We start from the raw sequence: 12,227 nt of genomic DNA, 5'->3' as shown, positions 1-12,227 counted from the left end.
TGCAGCTCGTCCTCCATGCGGAGCAGGCGCTGCGACTCCTCCTCGGTCAGCTTGAAGACCGGGATGCCGGTGGCGGTCGCCAGAACCTCGGCGATCAGCTCCTCGGTCACGACGTCTTCGGCGTACGAGCCGGCCGGCGCGGTCATCCGGTGGATGCGCAGCCGCGCTCCCGCCTCGTCGATGAGATCGATCGCCTTGTCGGGAAGGTAACGGTCGCTGACGTAGCGGTCGGCCAGCTGCGCGGCGGCGATCAGCGCGTCGTCGGTGATCGAGACGGCGTGATGTGTCTCGTAGCGCTCACGCAGACCCTTGAGCATCTCGATCGTGTGGCTGAGCGAGGGCTCGGCGACGAGAACCGGTTGGAAGCGGCGGGCGAGGGCGGCGTCCTTCTCGAAGTGCTTGCGGTATTCGTCGAGCGTGGTGGCGCCGATCGTCTGCAGCTCGCCGCGGGCCAGCATCGGCTTGAGGATGCTGGCGGCGTCGATCGAGCCCTCGGCGGCGCCCGCACCCACGAGCGTGTGCAGCTCGTCGATGAACAGGATGATGTCGCCGCGCGTGCGGATCTCCTTGAGCACCTTCTTCAGGCGCTCTTCGAAGTCACCGCGGTAGCGCGAGCCGGCCACCAGAGCACCGAGGTCAAGCGTGTAGAGCTGCTTGTCCGTCAGCGTCTCGGGCACCTCGCCCCTGACGATCCGCTGCGACAGGCCCTCGACGACGGCGGTCTTGCCGACGCCGGGCTCGCCCATGAGAACGGGGTTGTTCTTGGTCCTCCTGGACAGGACCTGCATGACCCGCTCGATCTCCTTCTCACGGCCGATGACCGGATCCAGCCTGCCGTCGCGGGCGGCCTGGGTCAGGTTGCGACCGAACTGATCGAGTGCTCCGGAGGAGGGCCGGTTCGACTCGGAAAAGGCGATGGGCGCATCCGGCCGGCCGCCCTCGCGGCCGGAAAGGGAGCGCAGGATCCAGGTCCGGATCCGCCCGGGGTCGGCCTCAAGGTTGATCAGCACCTGAGTGGCCACGCCCTGGCCCTCGGCGATGAGCCCGAGCAGAATGTGCTCGGTGCCGATGTAGTCATGACCCAGCTGCACGGCCTCACGGATCGACAGCTCCAGGACCTTCTTGGCCCGCAGGGTGAACGGAATCTGTCCCGGCTCGGTCGGCCGGCCCTGGCCGATGATCTCCTCGACCTGCTGGCGCACACCCTCAAGGCTGACGCCCAGGCTCTCCAGAGCCTTGGCGGCCACGCCTTTCCCTTCATGGATCAAGCCGAGCAGGATGTGCTCGGTGCCGATGAAATTGTGGTTGAGCGTCCTGGCCTCCTCCTGCGCCAGGACGACGGAACGCCGCGCTTGGTCGGTGAACTTCTCGAACATCTCGAGCCTCCTGGCGGGGCGGAATATGCCAGACGGGCGTGGCCTGGATCGTTTCTGGTCGACGATGGTCCACATCAGGGCACCGTCAGGAGTTCCAGGGGCGTGGACGTGGTCGGCCACTGTCAGCGGAGCGCCTTGCCGGCGGGGCGCACGAGCCCGGTTCCGAGCCGTGCTCGTTCAGCGGGGAGTCGGTGCCGGCCGTCGCGCCGGCCGTGTGTCCCCAGGTCGTTTGACACGTTCCACGGAACGGGCGGTGTGATCACCGCTCGACATCGTCCGGCGTACTGAGCCCGCCGACGTGTGGCCCGCGCATGACGCTGCGTGAGCGAACTCGTCGGGCTCCGGTAGCTAACCTGCCTGTTTACCAGCTTAGTCCTCATTATGGTGATTGCCGCCAATTCAGCCGCCGGCCGAACGGACAGGGGCGGCCTGGCGTGCCGGCAGGTCGAGCGGGATCGCGGAACGACCTCGACAAGACACCACAGCGGAGGCATTATCGAAACCAAATCCCGCATCGCGGTACTCACCTCCCAGGAAAGGAGGAGGCGTGGAGTTGACCGTCTGGTCCTTGGTCTGCGATCTCGGCATCATCTGCACCCTGCTCGTCCTCGCCCAGATCCTGCGTGCCAAGGTGCGCCTGTTCCAGGTGCTGTTCCTGCCGGCCAGCATCACGGCCGGCCTGGTCGGGCTGCTGCTCGGCCCCAACGCCCTGGACGTGCTGCCGTTCTCCGAAGCGATCGGGCAGTACCCCGGCGTGCTCATCGTGCTGATCATGAGCGCAGTCCCGCTCGGGCACGCGCTGCGGGGCGGGCGCCGGATGGCGGCCCGCGTCGGGGCGCTCTACTCGTACTCGCAGGCGGGCGAGGTGTTCATGTGGGGGCTCGGGCTGGCGTTCGGGCTGGCCCTGCTGGGACCGCTGTGGGGTGTGCCCGACGGGTTCGGGCTGCTGCTCGCGCTGGGCTGGGCGGGCGGGTTCGGCACCGCGGCGGCGGCCGGGTCGGCGTTCGAGGCGCGCGGCTGGCAGGACGCCACCTCGCTCGGCTACACCGCCGCCACCATGGGCGTGGTCGTCTGCATCGTGGGCGGGCTGATCATCACCAAGTGGGCCGCGCGCAAGGGCACGGCCGGCTCACTCACCCGCTTCGACCAGCTGCCCGAGGAGCTGCGGACCGGCGTGGTGCCCGAGGCGGATCGGCGCCCGATCGGCACCGGCACGCTGTCGTCGAACTCGCTGGAGTCGCTGACGCTGCACCTCGGGCTGATCCTCATCCCGGCCGTCGCCGGATACTTCCTCGGCCGGTACCTGACCGAACTCTGGCCGGACATCTCCATCCCCGTGTTCGCGCTGGGCTTCCTCGCGGGGCTGGCGCTCCAGGGCGTCATCACGGTGACCCGTACGGACAAGCACGTGGACCGGGAGACGGTCACCACCCTCAGCAGCACGTTCTCCGACCTGCTGGTCGCCTTCGCCATCACCTCGATCGTGCCGCGGGTGATCGCCGACAACGCCGTGCCGCTGGCCGTGCTCCTGGTGTTCGGGCTGGTCTACTGCGTGGTGCTGCTGCGGTACGTCACGCCGCTGTTCTTCCGTACGCGCTGGTTCGAGCGCGCCATCTTCACCTGGGGCTGGATGACCGGCTCGGTCGCCACGGGCATCGCGCTGCTGCGCATCGTGGACCCGCGCAACCGCAGCCGCACCCTGGAGGACTTCGGGCTCGCCTACCTGGGCGTCGGCCCGGTGGAGATCCTCCTGATCACCACGGCGCCGATCGTCGTCACCGCCGGATACGCCTGGGGCCTGGCCGGCGCGTGCGTCGCGTTCGGCGCCGTCACGCTCGTCCTCGCGCGGGTTTTCGGCTGGTGGGGCCTGCCCGCCGTGGCCGGCACCGAGGAGGAGCCCGCGGCGCAGGAGGTGCCGCGATGAGCGTCTGGCACCCGATGTCCGGGTACGACCCGCAGGCGCGCAGGACCGTCATGGTGTCGGGCGAGGGATGCTGGGTCACCGACGACACCGGCCGGCGCTACCTCGACGCCAAGTCGGGCCTGTGGTGCGTGAACGCCGGCTACGGCCGTGACGAGTTGGCCGACGCGGCCCGCGACCAGCTCAGGACGCTGCCGTACTATCCGCTGACCGACTCCCACCTGCCCGCACAGGGCCTGGCGGCCCGGCTGGGGGAGTGGCTCGGCGGCGACTACGTGTTCTTCTTCTCCAATTCCGGCTCCGAGGCCAACGAGGTCGCCTTCAAGATCGCTCGCCAGTACCACCAGCAGTGCGGCGAGCCGTACCGTCAGAAGATCGTCTCCAGTTACCGCGCCTATCACGGCCAGACCCCCGGCGCGCTGGCCGCCACGGGACAGAACCAGCGCAAACTCGGCTACGAGCCGCTGCCCGCCGGGTTCCTGCACGTCGCACCACCGGATCCGTACCGCTGTCATCTGTGCGAGGGTGGCTGCACGCTGCGCTGTGCGGGCGAGGTGGAGCGGGTGGTGCGGTTCGAGCTGCCGGAGACCGTGGCCGCCGTCATCGCCGAGCCGGTGATCAGCGGCGGCGGGGTGATCGTGCCGCCGGCCGGCTACCTGGCCGCCGTGGCCGCGATCTGCGCCCGCTCCGGCGCGCTGCTCATCGTGGACGAGGCCGTCTGCGGCTTCGGCCGTACGGGCCGGCGCTTCGGTCACCAGTACTCCGGGATCGTGCCGGACATCGTCACCATGGCCAAGGCCGTCGCCAACGGCTACCTCCCGATCGCCGTCACGGCCGTCCGCCGCGAGATCCACGAACGCTTCGCCGCCACCGGGCCGGGCCGGCTGCGGCACATCAACACCTTCGGCGGCCACCCCGCGGCCTGCGCCGTCGCGCTGCGCACCATGGACATCATGGACGGCGAGGACCTGCCCGCCCGGGCGGCCGCGAATTCGCTGCCGCAGCGGCTGAAACCCCTGCTCGCCCTGCCCCAGGTGGGCGAGGTGCGCGGGCTCGGCCTGCTGGCCGGCGTCGAGCTGGTCGAGGACCGCGTGTCCAGGAGGCCCGTCGCCGCCGACGTCACCCGGCGCGTCGTCGAGGCGTGCAGGGAGCGCGGCGTCATCGTCGGCATGAACGCCAACACCGCCGCGGGCCTGTCGAACGTGGTCATGGCGGGCCCGCCGCTGGTCGCCGGCGATGACGAGCTGGACCTCCTGGCCACGACTCTGGAACGGGCGATCAAGGAGGTCGCGTGAGCACGAGCGGGGAGGTGCTGTGCGGCGCGGTCAGGGAAGTGCTGTGAGCGAACGCGGGTGAGGGGGCCGCCGATGACGGTCATGCCGCAGGATCAGAATGGCAGACTGGTCACGTGAACACGGATCCGCCGGAGCGAGACTCGGAGTCGATCCAGAGCCCGGAGCGAAACTCGGAGTCGATCCAGAGCATCGAGCGCGCCGCCGCGATCCTGGAGGCCGTGGCCGCGGGAGACGGCCACGGCCGCCGCCTGATCGACATCGCCGCCGACACCGGCCTGCGCAAGGCGACCGCCCACCGCATCCTCGGCACCCTCGCCCAGGTCGGGCTGGTCGAGCAGGACGAGCGCACCAGCCGGTTCTCCCTCGGGCTGCGCCTGTTCTCGCTCGGCATGGCCGCCGCCAACCGCTACGGCCTGGCCGACCTGGCCAGCGAGTGCATGCTGCGCCTGGCCGAGCGCACCCACGACACGATCTACCTCACCATCCGCAGCGGCTACGAGGCGGTGTGCGTGGACCGGGTGACCGGCGGGTTCCCCATCAAGACGCTCAGCCTCAACGTCGGCGACCGCCGTCCGCTCGGCGTCGGCGCGGGCAACCTGGCCATGCTGGCCGGGCTGCCCGACGACGAGATCCGCACGATCGTGGCGGCCAACGCCCCGCAGTACCCGCACTTCGGCAAGCTCGACTCGGCGACGATCATGGCCGCGGTCGAGGAGAGCCGCGAGCTGGGATACGCGTTCAACGACCGGCTGATCCTGGCCGGGATGAGGGCCGTCGGCGTGCCGGTGCTGGGACACGACGGGCGGCCCGTGGCGGCGCTCAGCGTCGCCGCGATCACCGAGCGCATGTCGCCCGCCCGCCGCGCCGACATCGTCGCCTGGCTCACCGAGGAGGCCGAGGCGCTCAACGCGCGGTTGCGCGAGGCGATCGGCAAGGTCACCGAGTCGCGCGTACGCCGCCTCGCGGGCGACCAGCCCGCCCCTACCGTCCGGTGAGCGGGGTGCTCCAGCGATCCGACGACAACGCCGCACGGTAGGCGTCCTGGAGCGCGGACACCACGGGGCCGGGCCCGCCCCCGCCGATCGTGCGCCCGTCGACCTCCACCACCGGGACGAGACCGCCCGCGGTGCTGGTGAGGAACACCTCGTCGGCGGTGTAGGCGTCGTACAGCTCAAGGTCGCTCTCGTGCACCTGGTGGCCCGACTCCGCGGCCAGCCGCATGACCGTGTCCCGGGTGATGCCGCGCAGCACGTCGTGCCGCGGCGTCCGCACCACCCCGTCCGTGACGACGAAGACGTTGAAGCCCGGCGCCTCGCACAACCGGCCGTGCACGTCCAGCATCAGCGCCTGGTCGGCGCCGGCGGCCCTGGCCTCGATCTTCGCCATCACGAGGTTAAGGTAGTTCAGGCTCTTCACGTGCGGGTCGAGGACGTGCCCCGGCGGCCTGCGGATCGCGACGGTCTTCACCCGCAGCCCGCTCCTGGACGAGCGGTCGATGTACGGCCGCGCCATGATGATCAGGTTCGGCACGCACCCGGTGGGATCCATCAGCGGCGTGCCGTTCGAGCCGCGGGTCAGGATCCACTTGACGTAGGCGTCGGCCAGCCCGTTCTCGCGTACAGTCAGCATGACCAGGCTCTTCAGCCGCTCCCCGGAGACGGGACAGTCCAGGGCGACGGCCGCGCACGACCGCAGGAAGCGCCGCACGTGCTCGTCCAGCCGGAAGACCCGGCCCCGCCAGGCGATCACGGTCTCGAAGACCCCGTCGCCGTAGAGCACCGCGTGGTCCAGGATCGAGATCGCGGCCTTCGCCTCGGGCACGAACTCGCCGCCGACATAGGCGATGCGTTCGCCGTCGTTCATGTCACACCTCGCCTTCTCCGTTGCCTCGCGTGCATGGCGGTCAGGCCGGGCGGTCGCCCGGGCGGACCGTGAGCGTGCGATTGTCCGTGCCGGGCAGCATCCGGCCCGGGTCGCGGGTCACCACGACGTCGACCACGCTCGGCGCGTCGCGGGCCGCCATCGCCTTCCGCAACGCCGGCCGCAGTTCCTCCGGGTGCTCGACCCGGTGCCCGTGGCAGCCGAAGCTCCCGGCGAGCTCCGCGTAGTCCGTCTCGACCAGGTCGGCGGACTGGTAGTTGCCCGCGCCGTAGACGGCGTGCTGGAGCGCCTTGACGTATCCGGAGGCGGCGTTGTTGACGACCACGAGCGTGAAGGCGACGCCGGCGCGGCGGGCGGTCTCCAGGTCGCCGACGGTCATGTTGAGCCCGCTGTCGCCGGTGATGCTCACGACCGGGGCTCCGGTGCCGCGGACGGCCAGGGCGGCGCCGATCGCTCCCGGCAGGCCGTACCCGATGGAGGCGAAGCCGCGGTCGGCCACGAACCCCCGGCCCGCCCGCTTGGTGTCGTACAGGAGCCCGGCCCAGTGGCTGGCGAAGCCGCCGTCGGCGACCAGCACCCCGTCCTCGGGCATGGTCCGGTTGAGTTCGCCGATCAGCCGTCCCATGTCGATCGGCACCTCGTCGCTCTCGTAGCGGGCCCGCGCGTCGCGCGACCACGCGGCGCGGCGTCGCCGCACCTCCAGCAGGTACGCCGCCCGGCCGTCGGACGGCGCGCCGGACTCCAGTGCGGGCTCCAGTGCGGGCTCCAGTGCGGTCGCGAGGTCCGACAGCCCCGCGCGGGCGTCCCCCCAGAGCCCGATAGAGGTACGTGCCCAGCGGCCGATCTCCTCCGCCACGATGTCGAGGTGGATCACCGGCGTGCCCGGCACGGGCAGGGTGTAGCGCCTGGTGGCGATCTCACCGAGCTTGCAGCCGACGACCAGCAGGCAGTCGGAGGACTCGATGAGCTCGTGCGTACCTGCTGAACCGCCCGAACAGGCCGGCGGACAACTCGTGCCCGCACGGGATCGCGCCTTTGCCGCTCAGCGTGTGCGCCACCGGAATGCCCGCGCCCTCCGCCAGGCGCAGCAGGGCGTCATGGGCGCCCGACAGGTGCACGCCGCCGCCCGCCAGGATGAGCGGGCGCCGGGCCCCCGCCAGCGACTCCGCCGCGCGTTCCACGTCGGACGCGTCCGGCCGGGTCCGCCGGGCCGGCACGCGGGCGGTCGCGCGGTCGGCGTGGAGGTCGCCCGCCGCGAAGGCGTGCTCGGCGTGCGCGACGTCCTCCGGCACGTCGATCACCACGGGGCCGGGGCGTCCCGACGTGGCCACCGTGTACGCCCGCCGGACCACCTCGGGGACGCGCTCGACGGCCTCGACTCGGATCAGTTCCTTGACGGCCGGGCGCAGGATCTCCACCTGCCTGGCCTCCTGCGTCATGTTGCGCCAGGAGTGTCCCCGATGGGTGTCGCCGGTCAGGGCGATCACCGGGACGCCCGCGTTCAGCGACTCCACCAGGGCCGTGACCAGGTTCGTGGCGCCGGGCCCGAGCGTGCCGTCGCAGATTCCCGGCCGGCCGGTCAGCCGGGCGTAGGCGTCGGCCGCGAAGGCCCCGGTCCGCTCGTCGTTCACCAGGATGTGCTCCATCCCCAGGGCGCGGACGCCCTCGTAGAACGGCAGCAGCTGGAAACCGGCCATGCCGAACATGGGGCCCGCGCCGCAGATCCGGAGCATCTCCGCCAGGGCCCGCCCGCCGGAGACGGGCCGTCCTGGATCCTCGCCGTGCGTGCTGGAGTCCGTCATTGCACCTTCCTATCCCGATCCGGTCGATCGTCGTGCGATGTCAGTGCGAGGCCGTTCTCAGTACGAGGTCGCTTTCAGTACGAGGCCGACGAACTCGGGTGTGGGCATGCCCACGCGGGCTCCGAGGCGGGCCGCGGTCTCGTTCCCGGCCGAGAGCACGCCGTCGTGGTAGGTGGAGCGCCCGTCGCCCACCCGCGCGGACGCGGCCGACACCGTGACCGCCGCTATCCCGCGCGTGTCCAGCACCGGCAGCCGGCCCAGCCCGGCACCGTCCCTGCCGATCCCGGCGTCGTTGAAGACGGCGGCGGATGCGGCGACGCGGAGCGCGGTGCCCGGCGTCCCGCCCAGCAGACCGCCGTGCGACCCCGTGACCAGCACATCCCCTTCGTCTCCCGGGCCGGCCAGCGAGGCGGAGTCGAGGGCCCAGACGCGCGGCCGCCCGTCACGCAGCAGGTGCCGGCTCTCCTCCACCCGCGGGGGCCGCGCCGCCGGGGCGCTCGCCCGGGCGAGGGCGCGCGCCGCTTCCCCGCAGGGCAGGCCGGGCGCGCATCCCAGAGTCCGCGCGGGCGCGTTGGCGTACGAGATGCGGCCGTGCCGCAGGGCGTCGCCTCCGTCCCCGATGCGGGCCGTCACGTGGCTCACGGCCGCGGCCGGCACCCCGAGCGCTTCGAGGTAGTCCAGGCCGGCCACTCCCGCCCGGTCGAGGCCGACACCGGCGTCGTTGAACACGATCGCCCGGACGCCGGCCCGGGCCGCGAGCCGGGCCGGGTAGAGCCCGCCGTGGGAGCCGACGACCACGACGGCGGCGCGGTGTTCGCTGCCCAGTTCCGTCGCGCTGTCGACGAAGGCCGGTCCGCCGCCGGTCACGGCGCGCTCATGGAAGGGGCGGGCATCCTCACGATCCGCGATGCCCGTGCCTTGTCACGATCACAGTTGCTCCCCTCGCCGCGACTCCTTGGTTTCGCAATACGATACCCAGTCTCGAAAAAGCGTCAAGACGTCGAAGCTCGTCAAGAGGGATCGCCCGAAGATGGAGCGTTCCACGACAACGCGCCGACCCCTTCCCTAGGGGCCGGCGCGTTATCGCGTCCGTTCAGCCGATCCGGGCCGCCAGCAGCGAGATCAGCCGATCGACGGTGACGGTCTCCAGCGCGGCCACCACGGCGCCGTGTCCCTCGGCCAGTGCCGCGGCGTCCTCCGGCACGGCCACCACCAGGCAGCCCGCCGCCAGCGCCGACGTGATGCCGGGGCGGGAGTCCTCCAGTGCCACGCAGTCGCGCGGATCGACGCCCAGCCGGTCGGCCGCCGTCAGGTAGGACTCCGGGTCGGGCTTCGGGCGGGTCACCTCGTCGCCGCAGACCACGGTGTCGAACATCCCGGGGTCGAGCTGGGCCAGCACCTCGTCCACCAGGACCCGGTGGCTTGAGGTCACCAGGGCGGTGGGGATGCCGCGCTCGCGTACGGACCGCACCACGGCCTGGGCGCCCGGCCGCCACGGCACCCCGAGGGCGAACAGCTGCCGGGTGCGTTCCAGCAGCCAGGCGGCCGACTCCTCGACGTCCGCCGCCACACCGAGAGAATCGTGGACGATCCGGGCGGTGTCGCGCAGGTTGCTGCCGACCACCCGGCGGCGGGTCTCGGCCGCCAGTGTGCCCCCGAGTGTCTCGGCGAAGCCGGCGAGGCTCACGTCCCAGAGGGGCTCGCTGTCGAAGAGGGTGCCGTCCATGTCGAACAGCGCCGCCGCCAGGGTGCGGGCGGCGGCGGTGTCCGTCGTCAACGGAGCGCCTCGGCCAGCCACCGCCGCGCCGTACGGGGATCGTCGCTGGTCGTCCCGTCCACACCGAGTTCGAGCCAGCGCCGCAGGTCGCCCGCGTCGCGCGTGGGCCAGCCGTGCACCGGGACGCCCTCGTCGTGGAGCCGCTTGACGACCTCGGCGGTCAGTCCCTCCGCGCCGCTGTGAACCCGGGAGGAGCCGGTGTCCTCGATCAGCTGCCGGTAACCGCCCGGGTGGGCCTCGGCGGTGGTCCACTTGGAGACGATGATGCCGCGCGGGATCTCCGGCAGCTTCTTCGCCACGGTGGCCATCGCCTCGACCGAGAAGCCGGTCAGAATCGTCCGCTCGGCGTAGCCTGGGTGCCGGGGGAAGAAGTCGGTCAGGCCGTCGATGGCGGCCAGGTCCTTGATCTCCAGCTGGACGAAGCGGGTCGTCGCCGCGTACATCTGCTCCAGCGTGGGCACCCGCTCACCCCCGCCCACGTCGACGGCGCTGATCTCCGACCAGGTCAGCTCCGCGACGGGGCCCAGCTCCCGGCCGGCCGGCTCGGCCGCGGTCCGGTCCAAGGTGGCGTCGTGCAGCATGAAGAGCTGCCCGTCCGAGCTGATCCGGACATCGGTCTCCAGCTCGTCCACGCCGACCTCTTCGGCCACGCGGAACGACGCGATGGTGTTCTCGGGTGCTTCGGCCATGGCGCCGCGATGTCCGACGATGGCAAATGCCACGATCTTCCTCTCTGCTGTGATTTGTGGAGTCTCGTGGGGGGAGCCGGCCGGCGGAGCGGCGGCACGAGAGGTCGAGGGGTCAGGAGGCCACCAGCCGCTGGTACTTCGGCAGCACCCGCTGGACGGCCGGGGCGAGGGTCCGGTTCGCCTCGCGCAGCGCCTCACGCGGGTCGGCGTTGGAGGCGTACACCTTCTGCAGCACGATCAGCATCTCGGAGATCGTCTCGTTCACGTACCGGCGCATCACGTCCGCCTGGCGGGCGCGGCTCAGCTGATCCTGGGCCACCTGGTACGCGGGCGTCGCGGCGTTGCGTTCCTTGATCTTCGGCGAGTTGAGCGAGCTGGTCGTCACCGGGAGGTAGCCGGTGTTGAGGCTCCACTCGGGAGCGCCCGTCTCGGCCAGGTACTTGACCAGCTCCCAGGTCGCCTGCTTGCGCGTCCTGGTCGAGTTGCGCATGATCGCCAGCCCGCTGCCTCCTGTCGGCACGCCGGTCGCGTTCTGCTCGGGCAGGAAGGCCGCGCCGAACTCGAACTTGGCCGCCTTGAGCAGCGAGGTCAGCGCGCCGGTGGAGTTGGTGATGGTCGCCGTCACGCCGGCCGCGAAGTCGGCGTTGACGTCGTTGGCCAGGTAGGCCATCTGGTCGTCGTGGATGAACGCCCGGTCGAACTCCAGAGAGGCGACGGTCTGCTCGCTCTCCAGCCGAGTCGACATGCCCTCGGAGTAGCTGCCGCCGAAGGCCCAGCTCGACCCCTGGAAGTACCAGTCGTCCTTGCCGGTGTAGCCGCGCATCTTGACCGGCGAGCCGTTGTACTTGAAGCCCTTGAGCTGGCGCCCCCACTCCCGCAGCTCGGTGAACGTCTTCGGCCCGCGGTCGGGCAGCCCGGCGCCGGCGAAGATCTCCTTGTTGTAGTAGAACAGGGGCGTCGAACGGGCCCAGGGCAGCCAGTAGACCTGGTCCCTGACGGTGCCCTCGGCCAGGAACCGCGGATGATACTTGTCGGGGCCGAAGCCGGCGTCGAAGTAGCCGCTCAGCGGTTCCAGCGTCTCGGCGAGGAAGTAGCGGTTCCAGTTCACGTCGCTGAGCGTGACGAGGTCGGGAACCTGCCCTACGGCGAAGCTGGCGGCCAGCTTCGAGTCGAGCGCGGGATAGCCCGGGAACAGCTGGATCTCGCAGTAGATGTCCTGCTGCGACTGGTTGAACCCGTCGATGATCGTCTGCAGCACCTCGGCGTTGTGCGCGGTGAACGCGCTCCACAGCACGACCCGCTGGCGGCGGCGGAACTGATCCGGCACCAGCCCGCTCACCTGGGCGTAGTCGCCTTCCATCCGGCCGACGCAGCCGCTCAGGGCCAGGCCGGCCAGGGCCCCGGTGGCGCCGGTCAGGAGCCGGCGCCGGCTGAAACTCGTCCCCGTCACGCTGGGTCCTCTCTGAACGAACCGGATCGCCGGCAC

The 12,227-nt window shown here is 71.3% G+C and carries 9 protein-coding genes and 1 pseudogene; 3 read left to right on the top strand and 7 right to left on the bottom strand.

Translation table 11 applies throughout. The features are described 5' to 3' along the window. Window positions 1-1,376: Clp protease N-terminal domain-containing protein (locus AB0C28_RS51810; RefSeq protein WP_358084282.1), on the bottom strand; the 1,376-nt coding region annotated here is incomplete at its 3' end. Between the two features lie 547 nt (window positions 1,377-1,923). On the opposite strand from AB0C28_RS51810, the gene AB0C28_RS51805 reads away from it, so the two are divergent. The 3 genes from AB0C28_RS51805 to AB0C28_RS51795 all read left to right on the top strand — a co-directional run bounded on the left by AB0C28_RS51805 (window position 1,924) and on the right by AB0C28_RS51795 (window position 5,587). Further along, window positions 1,924-3,300, top strand: a complete 1,377-nt coding sequence (locus AB0C28_RS51805; RefSeq protein WP_358084280.1) for a sodium/glutamate symporter — start codon at window positions 1,924-1,926, stop codon at window positions 3,298-3,300. Next, a complete protein-coding gene (locus tag AB0C28_RS51800; RefSeq protein WP_358084277.1) occupies window positions 3,297-4,592 on the top strand; it encodes an aminotransferase in 1,296 nt (431 codons plus the stop codon). Before AB0C28_RS51805 ends, AB0C28_RS51800 begins: the two co-directional genes overlap by 4 nt. 113 nt (window positions 4,593-4,705) lie before the next feature. Beyond that, a complete protein-coding gene (locus tag AB0C28_RS51795; protein ID WP_357862944.1) occupies window positions 4,706-5,587 on the top strand; it encodes an IclR family transcriptional regulator in 882 nt (293 codons plus the stop codon). Here the strand turns inward: AB0C28_RS51795 and ilvE are convergent. From ilvE to AB0C28_RS51765, 6 genes and pseudogenes are all read right to left on the bottom strand, one after another. Further along, a complete protein-coding gene (ilvE, locus tag AB0C28_RS51790) occupies window positions 5,574-6,455 on the bottom strand; it encodes a branched-chain-amino-acid transaminase (protein WP_357862942.1) in 882 nt (293 codons plus the stop codon). The two genes, AB0C28_RS51795 and ilvE, sit on opposite strands and share 14 nt — an antisense overlap. A 43-nt stretch (window positions 6,456-6,498) precedes the next feature. After that, window positions 6,499-8,247 (bottom strand): annotated as a pseudogene (locus AB0C28_RS51785) (thiamine pyrophosphate-binding protein); the annotation flags it as partial. Window positions 8,248-8,332: 85 nt separating this feature from the next. Beyond that, complete coding sequence (locus AB0C28_RS51780) at window positions 8,333-9,142, bottom strand: hypothetical protein (RefSeq protein ID WP_358084274.1); 810 nt, start codon at window positions 9,140-9,142, stop codon at window positions 8,333-8,335. Window positions 9,143-9,368: 226 nt separating this feature from the next. Further along, a complete protein-coding gene (locus AB0C28_RS51775; protein ID WP_358084272.1) occupies window positions 9,369-10,052 on the bottom strand; it encodes an HAD family phosphatase in 684 nt (227 codons plus the stop codon). Next, window positions 10,049-10,774, bottom strand: a complete 726-nt coding sequence (locus AB0C28_RS51770; RefSeq protein WP_357862934.1) for a glycerophosphodiester phosphodiesterase family protein — start codon at window positions 10,772-10,774, stop codon at window positions 10,049-10,051. The genes AB0C28_RS51775 and AB0C28_RS51770 overlap by 4 nt, the downstream gene beginning before the upstream one ends. Window positions 10,775-10,853: 79 nt before the next feature. After that, the gene (locus AB0C28_RS51765; protein WP_358084269.1) at window positions 10,854-12,191 is read right to left on the bottom strand and encodes an ABC transporter substrate-binding protein; all 1,338 of its coding nucleotides are present in this window, start codon (window positions 12,189-12,191) and stop codon (window positions 10,854-10,856) included. Window positions 12,192-12,227 lie beyond the last annotated feature (36 nt).

This window comes from Nonomuraea sp. NPDC048892 (genome assembly GCF_040649735.1).
GTDB classification, from domain to species: domain Bacteria; phylum Actinomycetota; class Actinomycetes; order Streptosporangiales; family Streptosporangiaceae; genus Nonomuraea; species Nonomuraea maheshkhaliensis.
This window is presented reverse-complemented; position numbering and strand designations above follow the sequence as displayed.